Source organism: Candidatus Zixiibacteriota bacterium (assembly GCA_034003725.1).
In the GTDB taxonomy this organism is placed as follows: Bacteria; Zixibacteria; MSB-5A5; order GN15; family FEB-12; genus WJMS01.
Map to the genome: position 1 here is coordinate 110,677 of JAVEYB010000010.1, position 21,840 is coordinate 132,516.

Sequence of the window (21,840 nt, forward strand, 5' to 3'; positions counted from 1 at the left end):
GCTACACCTTCTCGAGTCCGTCGATGAAGCGGGTGATCAGCTCGCGATGTTTCTTATCGTCGAGCCTCTCGTGGATCACTTTCTCGGCGGCGGTCAGGGTGATGCCGACCATGTCGTCGCGAAGCTGCACTTTGGCCTTCGCGACTTCGCGTTCGAGATCGCGCTTGGCCTTATCGGCCAACTCGCGCGCTTCGTGCTGCGCGGTCGTCTTGATTTCCGCCGCGATCTTCTTGCCTTCCTCGACCGCCTTGACGATCTCCGCCCGCCGCTCTTCATCGATATGCTTGAGCTTGGACTCGTAGTCGTCGGAGAGCCGTGCGACGTTCGCTTTTTCGTTCTCGATCAGGTCGAACTCGTCTTTGATTTTGTTTCGACGCTCATCGAGTAGGTTCATCAGCGGCGTCCAGGCAAACTTCTTCAGCAGCCATAAGGCCAGCAGGAAGCTGATCAGATGGGTTATCGCCTGAGCAAGATCAAAACCAATGGCTTCAAGCACTACTCTGCTCCGTGTTCTGGCACGCCGCCGTGTGCGCTGCGGACGTGCCGTACCCAGTTACGTCGTCTCAGCCGGTGATCTTGCCCTGCGCGATGAAGAAGACCACGAGCGCGTAGATGGTCAGCGCCTCGATAAGAGCGCAGCCGATGATCATCGCGGTCTGGATCTTGCCCGCCGCCTCCGGCTGGCGACCGATTGCTTCCATCGCGGAGCCCACGGCCTTTCCGAGACCAAGCGCGGAACCTACTGCGGCAATGGCAACGCCGAGCGGCAACGCGAGCGACAACATTGACTGATAATCCATGACTTCCTCCTAAAGGGTGTTTTGTCTCTATCTCAACTCACTTCTTACGTTCGTATCAGTGGTGCTCCTCGTGCGGCAACATCATCAGGATGTAAATCGACGACAGCAGGGTGAACACCAGGGCCTGGATCAGCGACAGCAGGATGCCCAGGAAAATGAAGGGCAGGTTCAGCGGCAGACCGACCGGCGAGCCGGTGAACGCGAGGGCCATCACGCCCAGACCGACAAATGCGGCCACCAGCACGTCCTCGCCCGTGATGTTCCCGAACAGACGAAGGGCCAGGCTGAGGGGCTTGGCCAGCTCCCCGATAATGTGCAGCGGCAGCATCAGCGGCACGAGCACCCAGCCCATCACACCGCGCGGCTGACCGGCGAGATGGTCGAGATAACCGAGAATGCCGAGTCTGGCCATGCCGGTGTACTGGGCGTAGCAGAAGGTCGCGATCGCCAGCGTGCCGGTGATATTGATGCTCGTGGACGGCGAGTGGCCGCCCGGAATAAGCCCCCACAGGTTGTTGACGAAAATATAGATGAACAGCGTTCCGAGGTACGGCGTGTAGCGCCGCGCCTCGTGGTCGCCCAGAATGCTCTTGAAGAAGCTGTACATTCCCTCGACATACATCTCGACTACGTTCTGCACGCCGGCGGGAATCATCGACCGGCGGCTGTAGGCCGTGATCGCCACCGCCACGAGAAACAGGATGGTTCCCCAGGCGTAGATGATATCGGACCAGTCGTAGAGCAGGCCGTGTCCGAAGACCAGCTTGATGAGCGACGGCAGGTGCGGCGGGCCGCTATGGTCCTCGCCGTGGTCACCGCCATGATCGTCCCCGGCGGCGTGGCCGGCATCGTGGTCCGCACCGGTAACCGCGGTAATCAGGGTCGGCAGCCACGTGGGAGCGATAAGCGCCAACTTGTGCAGGAGCAGCAAAATCATAGTACCTTTTGTATATCTGTGTGGACCGATGACTGATTATCAGCCTTCACCAGTACGCGTCCGAGCGCTTTCAAAAACAAGATAAGAAACAGGCCCGTGAACCCGATAAGCAGCTGCCAGGCCTCGAACTGCGGGACAGTCAGCAGGTAGTACCCGGCGACAAACAACAGCGCCATCAGCGCCAGCACCATGACCACGGGCCTGGCGGATTCGACGCCGCCGGGACGAATAACCAGGCGGACCAGACGAATCAGCAGCAGGAGATTGATAATGCCCCACACGCCGCCGGACAGCACCGCCAGAGTCGGATAGACACCGAAATAAAAGGCGCCGAACGGCAGAAAGAGCAGCAGCACGGCGCTGAATGTCTTGAGGGTACGGTGAAGAAACTCAATTCCCATTGTCTTTGTCTTCGCTGTCCAGTGCCTGGGCTTTTTTAATGAGAGAGGCTATCTCCCGACCCGCAGCTGCAAACCCCAGAACCACCCCAGCTACGGCCAGGTAGGGTTCGGTATTCCATTTACCATCCAGCCATTCACCAAAAAAATAGCCGACCAGCGGAGCCGCCACCAAAATCGCCGGGATCGCCGTCAGCAACCCGATCTGACGGTAGCTTTTTTGCTTGTCAGAGCCGGACGGACCGTGTAACAGGGGCATAACGTCCCAACCCGCCAAATTTAAGCCGGAAATATAGGAACCGTTCAGGCAAAGTCAACCGATTTTTGCCTTTTCCCGGCATTCGCACCGATTGTGTCAGGATACGGATATATACCATATAAAACAACAGCTTAGCGAACTCAGATCATGGTGAATCGACACCGGACCAAGTGACATTCTTCACGAAGTAATCGCTTGATCGCGCCCGCATCCGGCTTTACTTTGACCCCACATCAAGCTGGAGGTGTCGCGTGAGACAATTGTTGCGTTTGTTAGTTTGGACTCTGATATGCGGCGCGGTAGTGATCGGCTGTCAGTCATCGGAAACGGCCAAAAAGCCTGACAGCAACGCTACCCATACGACCCTTGACACCGAGACAGTCCTGGCGAGAAACGCTGCTACGCGACTCGTCATGTCGTTTACCGGTCGGTTGAAAGGCGAATTGCTGGCCGCAGTCGCAGCACACGAGCCGGCCGGAGCGATCAACGTCTGCAAAGAGGTCGCGCCGGCGATAGCCGACAGCTTCTCGGTCAAGGGATGGAGTATTCGCCGGGTCACGGATCGTTTCCGCAATCCCGACAACCGGGCCACCATGACGGAACTGGAAATCCTGGCGGCCTTTGGCGACAGCACGGCTCCGAAGTTTGTCGAGCGCTGGGAGAAGACCGACTCGACCAACGCGTACGTCTACTATGAGCCGATCCGGATCGGGTCGATGTGCCTGAACTGCCACGGCGAATTGCAGACGCTCGCGCCCGGCGTCATGCAGGCGGTGCGGAACCGGTATCCCAGCGACAAAGCCACCGGTTACCAGGTGGGCGATCTTCGCGGCATGTTTGTCGTGACGGCAGCGTGGCCGGACGGCGAAGCACTTGCACGGGAACTCGTGAACGACTCGTTGTAGGTCGGTCGGCATTCACGTTCAGCACAATCGGCTCGTGATTCGTCGATAAAGGCGGGCCGGGAAATCTTGCCCACGCCCGTTCAATCGGAAACCGAGGAGTCCGTTCATGAAAATTCGTGCGGTTCTGGGCGCTTGCGTGATCGCGGGCGTTTTGTTCTCATCAACAGCGGCTCAGACCGATTCGGGGGCCGCACCTTCCCCCTGCGGAGCGCCGGAAACGTCGCAGTTCGACTTCTGGCTGGGTGAGTGGCACTGTCACTCGTCATACACGGACTCACTGGGCGTCGATCACCCGTACACGGTTCGCAACACGATCACCAGGGAACTCGGCGGCTGCGTGATCGTGGAGAACTTCGATGGCGCCACGATCGGTCTGGTGGGGCGCTCGTTGTCGGTCTACAACGCGGAACTCGGCAAGTGGCAACAGACCTGGGTCGACAACAACGGATCGTACATGGCCTTCGAGGGGGAGTTCGTCGACGGCGTGATGACGCTGGGCCGAACGGTGGATACGGAGAGCGGGCGATATGTGCAACGGATGCGTTTCACCGAGATAACCGACAGCAGCTTTATCTGGTTCTGGGAGAGCTCCGACGATAACGGGGAAAGCTGGCGAATCCAGTGGCGGCTCGATTACGAGCGCGTGCGCTGATCAGAAGCGATAGCCGGCGCTGACCCGAAAGGTCTCGTCGAGCGCATCATCGTGCAGGTAGGCGAAGTCGACGGTGATACTGCGGATATCGACCCCGCCACCGGCGGTGAACCGGCCGATGTCGAACCCGGCGCGGCCGAAAACCATCTCGCGCCAGCCGATCTCCCACCCGTAGTGCGTGTCCAGAGAGACTTCCCCCGACCAGTACTGTGCCCCGTACTTGATTCCTTCGAAGCGAATATCGCCGCTCATCGCAAATCGGCCGGTAAAATCCGATACGGCGTGTTCAAGCAGCAGGCCGGGCTTGATCGCCGGGTAGATCGATTCCGTGTTGGCGCCTGAGTCGAATGTGTCGCCCGAATATCTGATGAAACCGCTGGTGATATCGGTCACGGTTACTCCAAGCCTCGCGAAAGGATAGAGCTGGTAAAGCGCCCCTGCATCCAGGGTGAGGCCATAGCCGGACTCGGTTCCCAGGTCGCGATAGATGATTTTCCCGGTGAGTCCGAAATCGACTTTTCCCCAGAGCTTGCCGGAAACGGCGGCGGAAAAGAGGAAATCACCGTGCGACTCCTCCCGCACTACTTCGGGGCGTTCGAATTCGTTGAGCTGGGTGATTTTGATCCCGCCGCCGCCGAGATAATAGACGTAAAAGCCGAACGCGCGCAGGGCGCTGTTCGGTCGTGGACGGGCGTCGATATACGCGAGAAAGTCCTGGTTGAGCAACGAGCCGAACGTCTCCGCGTGCATCGCGCCAAGATACCGGCCATCGAGCAAACTCATCCCGGCCGGGTTCCAATAGGCCGCGGCGGCGTCAAACGGCCCCGCGACAACGGCGCCACCCATCGCCAGACCACGCCCCCCGACTCCGAGCGAAAACGGATCGCCGGCGTACTTGGCGGCGTTGGCGGTTGCGGCGGCCATGGCCAACGCGAGAACCAGTGATGTAAGTCTTGCTATCCGCATCCTCGGTGCGTCCCGGTCAAGAGACGAATACGCCTCGTCCTCTGTCCATTATGAGGCAGTTCGTATCGAGTCTGTACGGTACATTCTTTCTTGCCCCGGCGCAAGAACCGAACGACCGACGAGGTCGGCGGCATTTGCTCGAAGGCGCCCGGTTTCTATCGGCAGACAAGAAAAGAGGCGGATCGTTGGGGATCCGCCTCTTTGCGTATAATCGGCAACCGTCGAAACGGTGAACAGGTTCGGGCGTTAGTTGGTGCCCGCCGCCGTCATCTTGGTTTCGGACGTCTTCTTCGTGCCGGAGCAAGCCGCCTTCTCGGCAGCGGTGCAGGTCTTGCTGCAGGCGTCGGCGCCGGTCTTGGTCATCGAAGTCTCAGAGGAGGTCTTCGAGACGGCCGGGATCACTTCCGCCGCAAAGCCCTTGTTGGCCACGGCGGTCGTCAGAAGGGCGTTATCCTTCACCTTGGCCGGGTCAACATAGACGAGGGCGACGCCCTCGCTGGAGCAGACTTTCTTGACTTTTACGACCCCGTCGACCTTCTCGAGAGCCGCGGTGACGGACTTCTCACAACCGCCGCAGGTCATGCCGTTGACGCTCATCTTCACGAGGGTGAATCCGGCCATATCGGCATCGGCAGCCGCAGTGGTTACATCGGACTTGCCGGCGCTGCAGGCGGACTCGGCGCCGGCCTTGGTAGCGGTCGCACCGCAGGAGGACTTGCTGCCGACCATGGTGGCCTTGGCGTCAGACGTCGCAGCCGCGGTAGTCGCCTTGGAGGCGCAGGCGGACGGGTCGCAGTTGGCCTTGGCATTAGCCTGGGTGGCGTCTACTTTCGCGCCACAGGCAGACTTGGACGAAACCGTCTTGGCCTCGGCCTTATCCGCCGCAGCCGTGGTTTTGGCGCTCTTGTCGGCGCCGCAAGCGAAACCGGTAGCAGGCATAACAGCGAACGCGACAAACGCGAGAGCTGCAATGGCAAACAGTGTCATCTTTTTCATCGTTGGACTCCTTAACCGCTGTGTCTGCTGTCTGTATTAACGTGCATTTTACTATTCGGTATTGTACAGGTTCGGCATCTGGAAGGTAAGACTGGACTGGAAGGGTCCACTTACTCGACTCTCTCGCCCGCGCGATTCTTATGCCTTAAACACGAGAGAGAAAATTGGAGTTCCAGAAATTCAGCCTAAAACGGCGCCGACTCTCGTGCTCAGACGCGAACAAAAATCGCTCTGTCAGGAAACGTCCTAAATATAACCGACTTACACCCATTTGTAAAGTGCTTCCTGGGCAAAAAATAAAGCGAAAAATCTTCTGGACACAGACTATCATATCTATATATTCGGATATATGGATATGAATATCGGAACAGAGCACGCCCCGTTCAAAGCCCTGGCAGACCCCACCCGCCTCCGTATTGTTGCCCTCCTGGTCCGACGCGACTTATGCGTCTGTGATCTGACCGCCCTCCTGTCGCTGCCCCAGTCCACGGTCTCGCGGCATATGGGTATTCTCAAGTCGGCCGGGCTGGTTTCGGACACCCGGAACGGCAAATGGGTGCATTACTCGCTGGCGACGGGGTCGCCGGTTGATGAACTTCGGTCCTACTTCGCCTCGCTGGGAGTCCGTGAACCCTTCCAGAGTGACCTTATCAAACTGAGTATCCGAGGAGAGTCATCGGCATGCTGAAACCTCATGCTGTACCGCCTGTAACAATCTCGGAGCGTCCGATGGAGCGGCCGATAGTGCGTCCACTGTCGACCTTCGAGCGGTACTTGTCGTTGTGGGTGTTTGTGGCGATCGCCGCCGGGACTATCCTGCTGGGGATCGCGCCGTGCACGGCTATGGTTTTGGTTTGGGGTTATCTGGCGCGCGGCAACGATGCGCTGACGCTCGTGATGGTCGGCGTCAATTCGCTCATCATGCTTTTTCTCTACGCGCCGCTGGGGAAAGCGCTGCTGGCCATCAACGATATGCCTATCCCGTGGCTGACGATCGTCCTGTCCGTGCTCGTCTATGTCGGTCTTCCGCTGGCCGGCGGGTATGTCGCGCGGCGCCGGATTGTCGAGAGAAAAGGAGAGGACTATTTTCAACGCCGGTTTCTCCCTGTTCTGACGCCCATCGCGATTACCGCGCTGCTGGTGACACTGGTCGTGCTGTTCGCGCTGAAAGGCGAGGTCTTGATCGAACAGCCGTACGACATTCTGCTTATCGCGATTCCGCTGTTCGTGCAGACGGTACTGATTTTCGTGATCGGATATTTCGCCGCAAGGCTTCTGCGGATTCGTTACGAAGACGCGGCTCCCGCCGCGATGATCGGGGCGTCGAACCATTTCGAAGTCGCCATCGCTACCGCGGTGGTATTGTTCGGACTCGGATCGGGGGCGGCAGTCGCCACGGTGGTGGGCGTCTTGATCGAAGTACCGGTGATGCTCCTGCTGGTGCGAATCTGCCTGCGCACCCGGCACTGGTTTCAGGAAGGAACGGTGAGGTAGCCAATACAGAACATTCGCATCCTGGTATTGTGTACGGGTAATTCGTGTCGCTCCCAGATGGCGGAGGGGTTCTTTCGGCATTACGGTGAAGGGGCGGTCGACGCCTTTTCGGCCGGCCTGGAACCGAAAGGACTCAATCCTCGCGCCGTGGAAGTCATGAAGGAACTGGGCATCGGTATCGGCCGACAGAAATCGGAGCCTCTCGACCGGTACCTCACGGACAGGTTTGATTTTGTCATAACGGTCTGCGACCACGCCAACCGCAGGTGTCCGATTTTTCCCGGCGCCGGCCAGAAACTGCACTGGCCGTTTGATGATCCGGCGGAGGCGACGGGCACCGAAGATGAAGTGCTGGCCGAGTTTCGGCGGGTTCGCGATGAAATTTCGGCGCGGGTTCGCACGTGGCTCGAATTGCGCCGTTAAAACGCCGATAAACCAACTGTACGTCAACTACAGGATAGGTGCAGCTATGTCAAAGCGTCTCCCTCTCGTGTTTTTTCTGGTCGTCATCCTGACAGGCGTCCTCGCGGTTTCGCAAACAGTCGAGCGTATCTGCGCCAGGTGCGGCGGGCCGATCGAAGGGGCATGGCTCGAGGTCGAGGGGGAGTATTACCATCCGGATCATTTCACCTGCGCCTACTGCGACCGGCCGATCACCGGAAGCTACACGGTATCCGACGGCAAGCCGTACCACACCAGTTGTTATGAGCGCCATATTGCCCTGAGATGCGCCCATTGCGGCGACATCATCAATGGTCAGTATCTCATCGATCACTGGGGCAACGCGTATCATCCGCACCACGAGCGCGACGCGGTACAGTGCAAGTATTGCGGGCGGTTTATTTCCGACCACCTGACCTGGGGAGGAACGACCTATCGTGACGGGCGGCACATCTGCGGGCTGTGCCTCGAGTCCGCCATTGCGTACGAGAACGAGGCGCTCTCGGTGCTGAGCGAAGTGGTCGGGCGCCTCGCGGAGATCGGGATCTTTGTCGACACCGGCAAACTGAATCTGCACCTCGTCGACCTTCGCCAGATGCAGTCCCGGTTCGGCAGCAAGTCGCACAACCTTCGGGGGTTTGTCGATTACCGCGAGAAATCGTCGTTGTTCGGAGCCGTGAAGGAGCAGACGATCGACGTCTACCTGCTGGAGGGTATGCCGCGCCTGCACGTGGCGACTACGCTCGCACACGAATTGACGCATGTCTGGCAGTACGAGCACGGCCAACTGGCCAACGATATGCAGTTCAGCGAGGGCAGCTGCAACTATGCCGCATTTTTGGTGCTGCTCAATTATCCGGGTGAGGAAACGGCGTACGTGATCGAGTCGCTGCTGGAGGATGAAGATCCGGTGTACGGCGAAGGATTTCGCAGAGTGATGGCGTATGCCGAGTCGGTCGGTACGGACGCATGGCTGGAACGGCTGCGCGAAAACGACAAGTTGCCCTCAGGCTATTAAATGTCAGACCCGCCGTCGGCCGGCGGGTCTGCCGTCTGCCCGCTGCGCCAGGGTTACGTGGCGCTCACCATTCGAGATCACGAAGCGCGTTGATGTCGCGGAACATGTCGTCGTACAACGACTCGATTTCGTCGGCCTGTTCCTCGAGAATCGACGCCTCGACTTCAAGCTTTTCCGCCTGGGCCTCGACTTTGGCGGCTTCCCGTTCGATATCCCGCTCCATGTCGTCGAGCGTGTAACTGGTGAACATCGCCTTCAGCACGCCGTTGACCGCTTTCAATCCGACCTTGGCTCCTTCGACGCCGACCCTGGCCCCTTTGAGCCCGATCTCTTTCGCCTGTTCGATCAGCTCATGGGTCTCATCGTAAAAGGCGGCGACCAGCTCGGCCTCATCGGTCGACAGCGTGATCTTGTCGCCGTTGACGATTAACTCGTGGTCGCGGGTTATCTCCACCTCGTCACCGCGGTGAAAGCGGTTGGTCAGGAAGATCGACCCGTCTTCGAAATCGATCTCCACGCCGTCGTCGATGAAGTTGCCGCTGTGCACCGTCACGGAATGGTCGTCGTGTGAAACCGAACACCGCTCGTCGTGCGCCATTACCGGGGATGCGATCAGAAACGCCGCCGCCGACAGAAGCAATAACACTCTCTTTTTCATTAGCCTGCTCTCCCGTTTTACCGTGCCTGTACTACAGTAAGACGAGAGAGTGTGTGCCGGAGTTTCATTAATACAGACGCGGCCGGCACAGGGGGTGGCGCCGGCCGCGCTTAATAGCTGTCTCGTATTGGTTGCTGACGTACGCGAGTCAAGCTCGAGACAGCCTTAGGGGGCGACCTCAATATAATAGAGAAGTCCGTGTTTCGTGCAGCCCGTTTTTGGAGAAAAGGAATCGATTCAGCAAACGATTGGCCTTTTCCACGGGATATCCGGCCACCCGCGCCCGTTTGGGGCGTCAGGTCAGGTCGCGCGCAGGCAACCCAATCGGCCGGGCTCCGGCCGACTAAAACGGGACATGTTCGCTCAATGAAAAAGACGGGTATCCTGGGAAATACCCGCCTGTTCACCGGAGAACCCATCAGGAGTCCGTCAATGCGCGATGATGTCCCCCAGAATGTCCGCTTCTTCCTCCGACACCTTTCCCATAACCTCTTGTATGGTCCCGCCGAAGATCTTACTCATCAGGCCGATATTCATTTGCGCGATCCTGACCGACCCATCGGCGGTCTCATAAACGCCGATTCGGCAGGGCATCATGGCGGAGACCGCCTTGTTGGCATCGTCGGACAAAATCGCGTAGGCATGGTCGGGCTGGCAAAGGGAGATGACTTTGAGTCGGGTCATATCCGATTTGCCGGCATTGATAAGGCTGGTCTGGAGGTCGTAGATTTTCGGCACCTGCCAGCCGGCGGCAACAGCCCTTGATTCAATGGTCGACACCGTGTCGTCAAACGACAAAGAGCTCTGGCTGACGTGTAACATCATGCCCGGCATCGCCAGCCAGATGGTGGCGCCGGCGATGATTCCTCCCACGACAAGCCCAACCACGAATGTCCCGATTTTGCCCATGTATGTGTCGACCTTACGGTTAAGGGTTGAATCACTATCTTGCTTACGGGTTAGATAGCGGGACGGGGAAAATGATGCAGGGAAAGTGCGGGGAGAAAGAGTCAAATTGAACAGCGCCATCTTCTTCAAAGACAGTGACGAAAACGCGAACGAGGAGATTGAAGATGGCGTAGGCTACAGGTGAGAAACCGGGAGTAGGCACGTATGTCTGCGCGACATGTTGGATGCGGCTTCGGCTGGATCAGAGCAGCGACAATCTGCCGCCTTGTCCGAGATGTCACGGGACGATTTCCATCAGGGCGGGGTTATCCGTCACCATTCGACCCAACTCGGCGGGCTCAGGGTCCCGTGGTGCTCTCTCCCGTTGGATGGCTATGCACCTCTGCTCAGGCAACGCCGCTAATCCCCACGCCGTTGGAAAGAGGGATACACACAATTCTTGACACGAACTTCGACCCACGTCTATCATGCGGCTACACAGGAGGGTGATTGTATGGACATAACACAATTGTCGCCTCTAGTGGATGCCTACCGCCGGGCACCCGAGGAGTTTCACGCCACGCGATACTGGCAGACGTACGAACAGCAGATTCTCGACGAACTCAGGCGGATCGATATCACACGCATCCGGTCGGGCGAATATCCCATATTGGGGACTTTCGGATTCGGCGATACTGTGTATGTCTATCATCCGCACGAGGCTGTATGGCGCAGAGCAGTCAAGAAGTTCGTGCATCGGTATGTGCTCAAAGATCGCGGCATTCTCCCCTATCGGCTTGATCTCCGCAGTCTCCAGCGAATGGCCTACCACCAGTGCGAACTCGTGGGCGAGCTTTCTTCTGCCAAGCCGGTCTCTGAGCTGGAAATGAGTACGTTCGGTGGACCAGCCGATCAGTTTGAGATCGATGGCCGCGCCTATTCCGTTCAGTTTCTGAACTTCTACGTGCGCTATTGTTTCGCCCACAGATACATCCGTTTCACCGGCAAAGAAACGGTGGTCGAACTCGGCAGCGGGAGTGGGACCCAGATCGAGGTGCTTAAGCGGCTCTATCCTGACTTGACCATCCTATGTTTCGATATGCCCGCCCAGTTGTTCCTCTGCGAACAGTATCTCTCCAATGCCCTTGACTCGCGGATCGTCAGCTCGCGCGAAACGATAGACTGGAACGATCTCTCGAAGGTACGACCTGGTCACATTCATTTCCTCGGCAACTGGCAGTTTCCTTTGCTTGAACGGCTGGAGTATGACTGCTTCTGGAACGCCGCCAGTTTCGGAGAAATGGAGCCGGCGATCGTAAGCAACTATCTGCACTATGCAATGCCCGGAGCGAAGTGGGTGTACCTCATGCAGGCACGCCATGGCAAAGAGACCAGAGCCAAGGCGAGAGTCGAACAGTCGACGCGGTTCGACGACTACGATCGTTTCCTCGCCGGTTTTGATCTGGTGGAATCGCACGATGCATGGACGTCGTTGGGACCGCTTTCTCAATCCGGAAGCTATTTCGAGGCGATCTGGAAGCGCGCACACTCCTAATCACTAATTCGGGACCGAGCTGCAAAGCATCGCGCCTCGACCGAAGTCAGGATCACAGTATCTAATCGCCGCTGGTCGCGTGGCGCACGAGGACGTACACCACGCACGGTGTATTGTCACGCCGGTTCACCGTGACTGAAGTCACGGCCACGAGATACTCAACATTCGCGGGGTTTCGTGGTGCACGAGGACGCACTCCACGCACCCATGTGTCGGGCGGGGTCGCCCGACACCATAGCCGCCTGACACCACAACCGGCTAGCGACCCTTGTTCTTTCTCCGGTTCGCGACAAAGTCCCAGAGGACGTAGTTGCCGAGATTGTCCACGGAACTGAAATACGCCCGGCCTTTGTTCAACTCGGTCAGCCGCGCGATAAACTGCTGCAGATACGGATCATCGGTCACCATGAAGGTCGTGATCGTAATGCGCTTTTTGCGGCAGATCACCGCCTCGTCGAGCGTGCGGTTGACGATACGCGGATCCAACCCGGCCGGGTTGCGATAGAGCTGACCGTTGGGGCGGGTGATCATCGACGGCTTGCCGTCGGTCACCATGAAGATCTGCTTGTTGGCGTGCTTTTTCCCCAACAGGATTTGCCGGGCGAGCCGAAGGCCGGCCTGTGTGTTGGTGTGGTACGGCCCGACCCGAAGGTACGGGAGATCTTCGATCCTGACCTCCCACGCATCGTCGCCGAACACCACGATCGAGAGGTGGTCGCGAGGGTACTTGGTGAGGATCAGTTCCGTGAACGCCATCGCCACCTGCCGCGCGGGCGTGATCCGGTCCTCGCCGTAAAGCACCATCGAGTGCGATATGTCGATCATGAGGACGGTCGCACACGAGGTCTGCTTTTCGGACTCGAAGACCTCGAGGTCGTTTTCTTCCATACCGAGTCCGAGATCGCCCGATCGGACGATGGAATTGAAAATTGATGCGGAGTAGTCGATATGGCGCGGGTTGTCGCCGAACTCGTACCGCCGTCGCTCCGGCAGGACCTCTTCGGACATGCCGCCCTCGTACGGCAGCGGGTGGTTGCCCGACCCGGCGCCGCGCATCTTGTTGAAGATGTGCTCGAACGCGTCTTTACGAAGGGTGCGCTCGCCTTTGGCCGACAATGAAAAGCCGCCGCCTTTGTCCCGTCGAATCATGTCGTTTGCCTGCAGGGCCTTTCTGAACTCCTCGAGGTCGTACTTCCTGTCCAGAATACCTTTCGCCTGCAGACGTTCCATCAACCGGAGCGTTTCATCGACATCGCCCGACAGCTTCATCAACAGGTAGTTGTAGATCGCCATCAGGTCGGATAGCTGGTTGAGCTTTGCGAACAGCTCGTCGTTGAACTCCTGGTAGATGAACTTCACCGCGCGCCCCCCATGCCCTTGAGCATGTCGGAGAAAATGTCGGCGTAGCGGACCATCGAGTCGACTTCCTCGCGTGCGATCACGTTGTTGTGGTACAGCCCCTCGAGGACCAGTTCCATGCGCAAAAGTGTCTCGCGCTCGTCGTCGACCGGGAAGTACTTCTGCACGATTTGCCGGAGCCCGGCGATCGACTCGAGCGCCTTTTTGTACTCGGCGTACGTCATGTCATCGGCCAGTTCCAGCTTCCGCCCGGTCGAAAAGAAATCGACCACCGCCTCGTACGGATTGTCGACCGGTGCGGCATCGGGGCTGGTTTTGCCTTTCACCGGGGCCGGGAAGTGCCGCAGAAATATCTTGTTGATCGCCTGCCCGATCAGGTTTTGCGCCACCAGGATGGCGCCTTCCTGCTCGCCCTCGTAAACCAGCTCGATTTTTCCCGTCACCGACGGAATGATGGCGTAGAGGTCACCCATGCGGGCGACGTGGTCGCGGTCACGGGAATGCAGGCAGCGGCGCTCGATATTCGACACGAGGTTCTCGTAGGCGGAAATCGAGACGCGCGCGGAGACGCCCGAACTCTGGTCGACATATTCGCTCTCGCGGGCCCGGAACGTGACCTCTTCGAGAATATCGCGCATGAACTCGGGCACGACGACGCCGGCGGCGGCGATATCGGCCTCGCTGGTCGTTATCGATTTCGCTTCCTCGATCGTTTTCGGGTAGTGCGTGATGATCTGCGAGTCGATCCGGTCTTTCAGCGGCGTTATGATATTCCCGCGATTGGTGTAATCCTCGGGGTTGGCGCTGAACACGAGGACGATATCGAGCGGCACGCGAAGCGGAAATCCCCGCACCTGGATGTCGCTTTCTTCGAGAATATTCAACAGACCGACCTGGATACGGGGCTGGAGGTCGGGCAGTTCGTTAATGGCAAAGATGCCCCGGTTGGTTCGCGGGATGATGCCCCAGTGAATGACTTCCTCGTTGGAGATGTCCAGCTTCTCGCGGGCCGCTTTGATCGGATCGATATCACCGATCAAATCGGCGATCGATACGTCCGGTGTGGCCAGCTTCTCGTGGAACCGTTCTTCCCGGGTTTTCCATTCGATCGGCGTGTCATCGCCCATGTCAGCAACCATCCGAATAGCGCGCGGAGAGATGGGCCGATATGGATTCTCGTTAAGATAGGTTCCGGCTATCACCGGCATGTACTCATCGAGCAGGAAATGAAGTTGTCGGATGATGCGGCTTTTGGCCTGTCCCCGAAGACCGAGCAGAATGAAATGGTGCCGGCTCAGGACGGCGTTGACGATTTGCGGGACGACGGTTTTGTCGTAGCCGACGATACCCGGAAAGATGGCGCCGTTTTCTCTGAGTTTGCTCAGCAGGTTTTCCCGCATTTCATCGCGGACCGACCGGCTTTTCCAGCCCGCTTTTTTGAGAGCACCCAGCGTGGTAATAGTGTCGATATTCACGAATTGTCCTCTTGTTGCCCAGTTGCGACATGACCGCCCTCCCCATCTGTTCTTACAACAGGAGGTCGCGCAAAATGGTTCAGCAGGTCAGGAAGATGACGCGGGGCGTGTGACGACGGCGGGCAGTCGGTTCAGCCGGCCGGTGGGAGCGCCTTGAAGTATCTGTCGCGCTGGTCTTTCGGAACCGATGCGCCGGCCGGCACGGCAAGCACCTCGAGTACGAACGGCTTGCTGCCCTTTATCTGGATGATATCGCGGACATTAACCTCGGCGGCCGGCTTGGCCTTGTGTCCGTTGATCAGGACCAGGCCGTTGGCGGCCATTTCTTTGGCCACGGTGCGGCGTTTGATCACGCCGACGGTCGAAAGGTAGTCATCGAGGCGCATCAGGATTCAAGGCGATACTGGATGTAGGTTCGTTCTTTGACCTGTTGTATCCACTCATCGACCACGCGACCGGTTTTGTCCTGACGGGCGAGTTCCTTGATCTTGTCGAAGTCGTCATCGAGCGAATACTGCCGGTGCTCCTGGTAGTCCAGCAGCTTGAGCAGGTGCAGGCCAAACGGGGTCACCACCGGACCGCGGTATTCTCCGGGCGTCTTCCAGCCGCTGACCGCGCCGGAGAACTCCGGCGGCAACTGCGCCGTCGCAAACCAGCCGAGTTCCCCGCCCTGGGCACGGGTCTCGTCGTCACGGGAGTATGCCTTGGCGAGTTCTCCGAAGTCGGCGCCGGCGCGTGCCTCCTGCAGCAGGGAGTCGGCCAGGTGATATGCGCGTGTCGTGTCGGTGGCCGATGGTACAACCGCGAGCAGGATGTGACGGAGTTTCAGGCGGTCCTCGCGCCGTCCTTCGCACTGGATCACATGGTAGCCGAACTGGGTGCGGATGACGCCGGAAACGTCGCCCACGTTCAAAATGAACGCCGCCCGGGCGAACTCGGGTACTACTTCGTCGCGTGCGACATAACCAAGGTCGCCGCCGTTTTCACCGGCGCCCATGCTCGAATAACGGGTCGACAACGTGGCCAGATCGGCGCCGTCGAGCACCTGCTGGCGAAGCGCCGTGGCGAGTTCCCGCACGGAGTCTTCGATCGGTTGCGACGATTCCACGGTTAGCAGTATATGAGCCAGCTTGACGCCCTCCGGCTGGCTCGGCAGCGAATCCTTGAACTGACCGTAAAACGACTCAACCTCATGTTTCGAGACCGATACCGAGTACAGCTTCTTCTGGATGAACCGCTGCTTGAGCATCTGGTTGCGGACGTCGGGCCGATATTTCTTGCGCAGGTCGCGAACCGTGAGACCCTCAGCCGCCAGCGCGCTCAAAAACTCGTCGTTAGTCGCAAAATTCCCCGCGATTCGAGCCACGTGATCGTCCAGCGCCTGGTCGACCTCCTCGTCGCGGACCGTGATCGAGGTGTCCTTGCGGGCCTCGAACAGAAACAGCCGGTCGGTGATCATCTGGTCGAGGATGTCGTCACGCAACCTCTCGAACTCACGCTCCGTCTTCGGCTGCTCACCGGTCTGCAGCGTGTACAGCTGCAACTGCGATGCGAGTTCCGAAGCGAGGATGGCTTCGTCGCCGACGACGGCGATGATGCGATCGATCGTCTCCCGCTTCTCCTGGGCGTACGCCACCGGAGCCGTCAGTATCGCCGAAAGGGCGCATATCAAAAGCCGACGTGTGATCTGGTAGCTGGGCACGATTTACCCTTCCGCGGAAGTGCTGTCGGTCGCGGCATAGGCTTTTTTATCGATGATTTCCCACAGCACGTCGTCGTGCACGGAGATCGACGATTCGGTCCGCTTCTCGTCGACCCACTTCTTGAACGCCTCGGCGCGCTGCTCGCGAATGATCGTGCTCTGGATCTGCGGTTTCTGGCCGAGATAGTCTTTCAGCGCCGCCGGTACCTTGTCCACGACCCAGAAGATGGAATACCGGCCCACTGTCGGCACCGGACCGCCGAGCTGTCCGACCGGTGTCTTCCACGCCTCTTCAAAGACTTCCGGGAACCATTTGCTTTCGATGTAGTCGAGGTCGCCGTTGGTGCCGCGCTTGGCGGGGCGTTCGGTGTACTGCTCCGCCATCTTCTTGAACTGCGTCAGCGTCTTGATTTCCCGGGCGAGCTTGTTGGCCAGCATCTCATCGGAGACGAGTATTTCGAAGATGTGTACTTTCGCCTGGTCGGTGAACTCCTCGGGGTGCTTGTCGTAGTACATCCGCATCTGCGCCTCGGTCGGGGCCGGCGGCTGCGGCATGGAATCCATCTTGAAAACGTCGGCCATGTTCAGTTCTTTAAAAAACTTTATCTTCCGCTGGTACTCCGGCGTGTTCTCTATGCCTTCGTCGATCGCCTCGCGCACCAGGATGTCCTGAACGTTGAGCTGGAAGACCATCGTGGCGATAGAATCATAGTCCGTATACGCGGGACGCACCTGCGGGTGCAGCATTTCCCGGGCGCGGACGAGATACTGAAACAAGGTCATCTGCCCGCCGTCCCAGGTGGCCAGTACCAGCTCGCGTTCGCTGCGATCGAGTTGCTCGATGTCGAAGTCGTTGCTCGGCAGCGTGGCCAGAACCTGCGGCGGATACATGTGCGTGCGCTTGTGCTCGAGATAATCGATCGTGGCGGTGTCGAGCGTTATCGGATACCGCGCCTTGATGCCGTCGAAATACGCCTGGGCCAGACGGTCCTGTTTCAGGCGGCTCAGCCGCGCTTCCAGCTGATCCTTGACGGCGTCGTAGTCGCCCCATTCCGGATTCTCCGATCGGTCAACCACCTTGATAATATGATAACCGAACTGACTCTTGACCGGCGGCGATACCTCGCCCGGTTCCATGTTGAAGGCAGCCTGCTGGAACTCCTCGACCATCGCTCCCCACGTGAAGTACCCGAGATCGCCCCGGTTGCGCTTGGCCTGTGGGTCCTCGGAGTACTGGTAGGCGAGATTACCGAAATTCTCGCCGTCAACGATCCGCTGGACCAGCATGTCGGCCGTGTCCTTGCTGGACACGAGGATATGGGACGCGCGGACGCGGTACTGCAGCCGGTTGTAAAAGTCGCGCACTTCGGTGTCCGTCACTTCGACCTGGCCCACCACGTGCTTCTGGTAAAGCCCGTCGAGCAGGAACTTGTCCTTGTTGGCGAGAATCAGCCGATTGATTTCATCGAGCTTGTCGATTCCGCGATTGTAGGCTTCCTCGATCAGGAGTCGCTGGATTATCAGCGTATCGAGGATCGCTCTTTTTTTGTCGAATTCTTCCTGCGCAGAGGTATAGGGGTAGTGCAGGCCACGGATATAGTCCTGGAACTCCTGCTTGGTGATCTCATACCCGTTCACTTCGGCTATCGTCTCGTTGCCACCTGATCCACAGCCGGCCGCCAGAAGCAGTCCACATGCCGCGATCATCGACACCAGAATCAGGTTATGCGTCCGCATGAGCACTCTATCCTCCAAAACTGTCTATCTCCATTTGTACCATCGGGAAAACGGCCGGTTTCAGAGTTCCGACCCAAGTGGGGATATTAATACCGGCGGACCAAAATACCAAGGGTTTTTCCGAACGGGGGCCGCGCGGCTACTCGATGTCCGACTCCAGATAATCCTTGGTGAGTGATTGCCGGGTAAGTCGTTGCTGGAGCTTCTTCGTGAATTCGAGCGCCGAATTCTCACCGTAGACTTTGAGCATATGGTTCATCGCGATAACTTCAGAAATCACCGTGATGTTCTTACCCGGCGAAATCGGGACGTTGAGTATAGGGATTTCGACACCCAAAACGGTCGTCCGCGTCTCTTCAACCCCAAGCCGCTCATAATCTTCGGAATCCGACCAGTACGTCAGGTGCACTTCCACTTCGATCCGTTTCTGGAGACGAATCGCACGAATCCCGAACAACTCCTCGACATCGATAATTCCCACTCCGCGGATTTCCATATGGTGTCCGAGCAACTCGGACCCCGACCCCATGATGACATCCGGCGCCACACGCGTGATCTTGACCACATCGTCGGCGACCAGCCGGTGGCCGCGTTCGACCAGATCGAGCGCAACTTCGGATTTGCCGATCCCGGATTTGCCCGTGTACAACAACCCGACACCGTACACGTCGACCAGTGTGCCGTGAACGTTGATCGTCGGTGCGAAAATGTGATCGAGATAGGCCGACATCCGATTCATCAAATCCGATGTCGTCAACCGGCTCGACAAGACGGCCGTGTCGGAACGTTCGGCGGCCTGAAGGAACTCCAGCGGCGGAGTGATGCCTTTCGAGATCATGACGACCGGAATCTGTCGGGAGAAGATGGCCTCGGATACCTGCTGCAGGTGCTGCCGGGACAACTGGTTAAGAAAGGCCAGCTCGGTTTCTCCGAGAACCTGAATCCGGGAGGCAGGAAACCGCTCGAAAAAACCCGTCAGCGCCAGGCCCGGCCGGTGCAGTTCCGGGTTGCGGATCTCCCGTTTCATCCCGGCCTCGCGGCCGCTCAGCGGCGTGAGTTCGAGATCTCGTTTGCGAGTGTCGTAGAGTTTTTCGATTGTGATCGACGCCATCGCCGTCAATATAGCGGCACGCCAAAACCGGCGGCAACAAAGAAATATCGCGAGAGACCCCGCTCGCGCGGGGCGTCTCGCGTCTGGTTGCGGGGGCGAAAAGTCTTATTGCTCGTGGACCTCAAGCCGAAGGTCCTGCAGTTCCTTCTGAAGCGCCTGCAGTTCCTCGCGAAGTTCATCCATTTCCTTGCGGAAGTCGTCGGAGTCCCACAGCGACCGGGTGTCCCCGAACCGCAGGCCGCGCATCTGCGGAAGATTCAGGTTGACATCGGGAAGGTCCGGCAGCCGGATCACGCCGAAATCCGCTCCCTCCTGCTCATCGAGGGTCGCGCTGAGCGTCACTTCCTTTTTGTCGCGGATGACGCGGATCGAGACCGCATCCCCTTTCTTCTGCTCGCGGATGAGGTCGGTGACGTCGCGGCTGTCGTACACTTTTTCGTCGTCGATCGCGACAATCACGTCGCCCGCTTTCAGCCCGGCGGCCTCGGCCGGTGACGCCTTCTCGACCTCGGACACGAGCGCCCCGCGTCCCTTGTCGACGCCGAAATATTCGCCGAGCTGAGCGCTGAGATCATCCACCTGAACCCCGAGATACCCGTACGGTTCATCGGTGTAAAGGCGGTCGAGCGTCTCGGCGTAGGCTTTGGACTTCCACGGATTATCGTCGTCCATGGACCAGACGACCACATCGCCGCGACGGCGGCTTTCGAGAGTCAGTGTCACATCCTGTTCGGCGTCGTCGCGCAGGACCGTGACCGTGATTTCATCGCCTGCCTTGTGGGCGAGAATCTGCTCGGTCAGATCGGCGGCATCATCGATCTCGACCTTGTCGACCGCGATAATGATGTCGTCCTTCTTCAGCCCGGCGGCTTCGGCCGGGGAATCGTCGGCGACATTATTAATGATGGCGCCTCGGGTGGTTTTGAGATCGAGGGCCTCGGCCAGGTCCCGATCAACCGACTGGGTGTACACGCCCATCCAGGCGGCACGCTTGGATTTCGCCTCGCCGATGCCGGTCAACAGACCGAGCGCCAGCACGGCGACCAGCAGGATACGGACAGTTCGTGCCATAGTGTGTCCTCCATGTGTCTATCTATCTGACTGCTGCTCGACGTGCTTTTTGATACGAAGGCGGGCGGGGCAATGTTCCACTCGGCGCGGGGCCAAAAACCGATCGGCGGGCCGTTAAATCCGTTGACATTCGACCGAAAAAGGATATAATGCAGACCGCTGATACTCCCCTGTAGCTCAGTCGGTAGAGCAGCTGACTGTTAATCAGCGGGTCGCTGGTTCGAGTCCAGCCGGGGGAGCCAAAATTCAATCCGCTGATTTCAGCGGTTCTTGTTTAACGCAAGACCCCGTGGGGTGATCCCCTCGGGGTCTCGTCGTTTCCGGCGTGTCCACGCCGACTTACGCCCGCCCGCACATTAACCCCGATTCTCCGTTTCGAAGCTCACCGCTCGGGGTTCGGGTGCAACCGTTGGGTTTGCGCGCGCTCACCGAAAATGTCCTCTCCGAATTCTCCCGTTCTCCGTTTTTCGAGTCGCCTTGTTTAACAGCCCGGTTGCATCCGGGCACCCGCTTCGACGTTTCGAACTCCCCTCCGGTAGGTATCCGACGAAAGCCGGATCAAGTGGTCCGGCGAAAGCGGATTACCAGACAGCGGAATCGGCCGTGAGAACGGAGACCGTTGTGGGTGCCGACGGCATCGCCTTCGGGTGGTGTCGGACGGGCTCCAACGGTCTTCTCGACGTCAGGCCGATCCCGCCCCAGCGGCATCCACGACGGCACCTTTACGCGGCCTCCCGCAAAAGGAGGACCGGATGCCGGACAACGAACACGTCCCCGCCTCACTTGAAGAGGTGATATCGGAAATCGCCACGATCCTGGCCAGAGGCTACATGCGCCACCGCAACGGCCGCCGACTTGCCCCCGAATCGGATACCGAGGCGGTGCATGTAGCGCAAGTCGAAGAATCTGAGGCGTTTACGGAGAAACGCCTTGATGTTTCGGGCCACCGAAGCCTTCATTCATTCACGAGTTAACGCCCTGAGATTGCGGTGCGGACGAACCGCCCGCCGGGGCGAAGCCCATGAACCAAGGAGGTTTCGGATGGAAGCAACAACGTATCAAGAGGTCCAGGGGCTCTCCCGGATGACCGTCGGAGAACTCCGGGACAAGTACCTCGATGTCTTCGGAGAAGAGACCCGCTCCTACCATAAGGAGTTTCTGCGCAAGCGAATCGCCTGGCGCATTCAGGCCCTGGCGGAGGGTGATCTTTCGGAGCGGGCCCGGCGCAGAGCCGAGGAACTGGCCAACGACGCCGACCTGAGAACGCGGGCTCCGCGTGATCCGGTCGCCTCGGGTTCCTCCGAGGTCAAAGCGAGAACGGCGACCGGTCGCATATCCCCGTCGCGCGACCCGAGGCTGCCTCTGCCCGGAACTCTGCTCGCCCGCGAGTTCCAAGGCCGCGACATTGTGGTCAAGGT

The 21,840-nt window shown here is 58.8% G+C and carries 24 protein-coding genes, 1 tRNA gene and 1 pseudogene; 10 read left to right on the plus strand and 16 right to left on the minus strand.

What is annotated here, in order from left to right; all coding sequences use genetic code 11:
* Position 1 precedes the first annotated feature (1 nt).
* The 5 genes from atpF to RBT76_11965 all read right to left on the minus strand — a co-directional run bounded on the left by atpF (position 2) and on the right by RBT76_11965 (position 2,394).
* Positions 2-496 carry a F0F1 ATP synthase subunit B gene (gene atpF, locus RBT76_11945; protein MDX9858496.1) on the minus strand — a complete coding sequence of 165 codons (495 nt, stop codon included), beginning with the start codon at positions 494-496 and terminating at the stop codon, positions 2-4.
* 67 nt (positions 497-563) lie between these two features.
* Positions 564-800, minus strand: coding sequence for an ATP synthase F0 subunit C (atpE, locus tag RBT76_11950; GenBank protein ID MDX9858497.1), 237 nt, complete (start codon positions 798-800; stop codon positions 564-566).
* A gap of 55 nt (positions 801-855) precedes the next feature.
* Positions 856-1,737 (minus strand): F0F1 ATP synthase subunit A, encoded by an 882-nt coding sequence (atpB, locus tag RBT76_11955; protein ID MDX9858498.1) that lies wholly within the window; start codon positions 1,735-1,737, stop codon positions 856-858.
* Positions 1,734-2,138 (minus strand): hypothetical protein, encoded by a 405-nt coding sequence (locus tag RBT76_11960; GenBank protein ID MDX9858499.1) that lies wholly within the window; start codon positions 2,136-2,138, stop codon positions 1,734-1,736. The genes atpB and RBT76_11960 overlap by 4 nt, the downstream gene beginning before the upstream one ends.
* Positions 2,128-2,394, minus strand: coding sequence for an AtpZ/AtpI family protein (locus RBT76_11965; GenBank protein ID MDX9858500.1), 267 nt, complete (start codon positions 2,392-2,394; stop codon positions 2,128-2,130). The genes RBT76_11960 and RBT76_11965 overlap by 11 nt, the downstream gene beginning before the upstream one ends.
* Positions 2,395-2,657: 263 nt before the next feature.
* Between RBT76_11965 and RBT76_11970 the strand changes: the two genes are divergently transcribed.
* Together RBT76_11970 and RBT76_11975 are read left to right on the plus strand one after the other, a co-directional pair.
* Positions 2,658-3,299: a DUF3365 domain-containing protein gene (locus tag RBT76_11970; protein MDX9858501.1), complete on the plus strand. Its 642-nt coding sequence runs from the start codon at positions 2,658-2,660 to the stop codon at positions 3,297-3,299.
* Positions 3,300-3,405: 106 nt separating this feature from the next.
* Entirely contained in the window at positions 3,406-3,951 is a 546-nt protein-coding gene (locus tag RBT76_11975) for a hypothetical protein (protein MDX9858502.1), read from the plus strand.
* On the opposite strand, the gene RBT76_11980 is transcribed toward RBT76_11975, so the two are convergent.
* Positions 3,952-4,917, minus strand: coding sequence for a hypothetical protein (locus tag RBT76_11980; GenBank protein MDX9858503.1), 966 nt, complete (start codon positions 4,915-4,917; stop codon positions 3,952-3,954).
* 246 nt (positions 4,918-5,163) lie between these two features.
* Complete coding sequence (locus RBT76_11985) at positions 5,164-5,913, minus strand: cation transporter (GenBank protein ID MDX9858504.1); 750 nt, start codon at positions 5,911-5,913, stop codon at positions 5,164-5,166.
* 355 nt (positions 5,914-6,268) lie between these two features.
* On the opposite strand from RBT76_11985, the gene RBT76_11990 reads away from it, so the two are divergent.
* The 4 genes and pseudogenes from RBT76_11990 to RBT76_12005 all read left to right on the plus strand — a co-directional run bounded on the left by RBT76_11990 (position 6,269) and on the right by RBT76_12005 (position 8,866).
* Positions 6,269-6,601 carry a metalloregulator ArsR/SmtB family transcription factor gene (locus RBT76_11990; GenBank protein MDX9858505.1) on the plus strand — a complete coding sequence of 111 codons (333 nt, stop codon included), beginning with the start codon at positions 6,269-6,271 and terminating at the stop codon, positions 6,599-6,601.
* A gap of 116 nt (positions 6,602-6,717) precedes the next feature.
* A pseudogene (locus RBT76_11995) lies at positions 6,718-7,407 on the plus strand (arsenic resistance protein).
* Between the two features lie 27 nt (positions 7,408-7,434).
* A complete protein-coding gene (locus RBT76_12000; GenBank protein MDX9858506.1) occupies positions 7,435-7,830 on the plus strand; it encodes an arsenate reductase ArsC in 396 nt (131 codons plus the stop codon).
* Positions 7,831-7,876: 46 nt separating this feature from the next.
* A complete protein-coding gene (locus tag RBT76_12005; GenBank protein MDX9858507.1) occupies positions 7,877-8,866 on the plus strand; it encodes a hypothetical protein in 990 nt (329 codons plus the stop codon).
* A 64-nt stretch (positions 8,867-8,930) separates the two neighbouring features.
* On the opposite strand, the gene RBT76_12010 is transcribed toward RBT76_12005, so the two are convergent.
* Positions 8,931-9,524, minus strand: coding sequence for a hypothetical protein (locus RBT76_12010; GenBank protein ID MDX9858508.1), 594 nt, complete (start codon positions 9,522-9,524; stop codon positions 8,931-8,933).
* A gap of 429 nt (positions 9,525-9,953) precedes the next feature.
* Positions 9,954-10,553 (minus strand): DUF302 domain-containing protein, encoded by a 600-nt coding sequence (locus RBT76_12015; protein ID MDX9858509.1) that lies wholly within the window; start codon positions 10,551-10,553, stop codon positions 9,954-9,956.
* 373 nt (positions 10,554-10,926) lie between these two features.
* Here RBT76_12015 and RBT76_12020 point away from each other — a divergent pair, with 373 nt between their 5' ends.
* Positions 10,927-11,967 (plus strand): putative sugar O-methyltransferase, encoded by a 1,041-nt coding sequence (locus RBT76_12020; protein ID MDX9858510.1) that lies wholly within the window; start codon positions 10,927-10,929, stop codon positions 11,965-11,967.
* A 258-nt stretch (positions 11,968-12,225) separates the two neighbouring features.
* Here the strand turns inward: RBT76_12020 and RBT76_12025 are convergent, their stop codons facing one another.
* The 7 genes from RBT76_12025 to RBT76_12055 form a co-directional block, all read right to left on the minus strand.
* Positions 12,226-13,326, minus strand: coding sequence for a VWA domain-containing protein (locus RBT76_12025; GenBank protein ID MDX9858511.1), 1,101 nt, complete (start codon positions 13,324-13,326; stop codon positions 12,226-12,228).
* Positions 13,323-14,801 carry a magnesium chelatase gene (locus RBT76_12030; protein ID MDX9858512.1) on the minus strand — a complete coding sequence of 493 codons (1,479 nt, stop codon included), beginning with the start codon at positions 14,799-14,801 and terminating at the stop codon, positions 13,323-13,325. The genes RBT76_12025 and RBT76_12030 overlap by 4 nt, the downstream gene beginning before the upstream one ends.
* Before the next feature lie 131 nt (positions 14,802-14,932).
* A complete protein-coding gene (locus tag RBT76_12035; GenBank protein MDX9858513.1) occupies positions 14,933-15,187 on the minus strand; it encodes a S4 domain-containing protein in 255 nt (84 codons plus the stop codon).
* The gene (locus RBT76_12040; GenBank protein MDX9858514.1) at positions 15,187-16,503 is read right to left on the minus strand and encodes a peptidylprolyl isomerase; all 1,317 of its coding nucleotides are present in this window, start codon (positions 16,501-16,503) and stop codon (positions 15,187-15,189) included. Before RBT76_12040 ends, RBT76_12035 begins: the two co-directional genes overlap by 1 nt.
* A 3-nt stretch (positions 16,504-16,506) precedes the next feature.
* On the minus strand, positions 16,507-18,240 hold the full coding sequence (locus RBT76_12045) for a peptidylprolyl isomerase (protein MDX9858515.1): 1,734 nt from the start codon (positions 18,238-18,240) through the stop codon (positions 16,507-16,509).
* A 139-nt stretch (positions 18,241-18,379) separates the two neighbouring features.
* Positions 18,380-19,351 carry an HPr(Ser) kinase/phosphatase gene (gene hprK, locus RBT76_12050; protein MDX9858516.1) on the minus strand — a complete coding sequence of 324 codons (972 nt, stop codon included), beginning with the start codon at positions 19,349-19,351 and terminating at the stop codon, positions 18,380-18,382.
* Between the two features lie 105 nt (positions 19,352-19,456).
* Complete coding sequence (locus RBT76_12055) at positions 19,457-20,422, minus strand: PDZ domain-containing protein (GenBank protein MDX9858517.1); 966 nt, start codon at positions 20,420-20,422, stop codon at positions 19,457-19,459.
* 166 nt (positions 20,423-20,588) lie between these two features.
* On the opposite strand from RBT76_12055, the gene RBT76_12060 reads away from it, so the two are divergent.
* The 3 genes from RBT76_12060 to RBT76_12070 all read left to right on the plus strand — a co-directional run.
* A tRNA-Asn gene (locus tag RBT76_12060) sits at positions 20,589-20,664 on the plus strand.
* 510 nt (positions 20,665-21,174) lie between these two features.
* Complete coding sequence (locus RBT76_12065) at positions 21,175-21,396, plus strand: hypothetical protein (protein MDX9858518.1); 222 nt, start codon at positions 21,175-21,177, stop codon at positions 21,394-21,396.
* A 67-nt stretch (positions 21,397-21,463) separates the two neighbouring features.
* Positions 21,464-21,840, plus strand: a 377-nt coding sequence (locus RBT76_12070; protein ID MDX9858519.1) for a DUF2924 domain-containing protein, incomplete at its 3' end; no start/stop codon positions are given.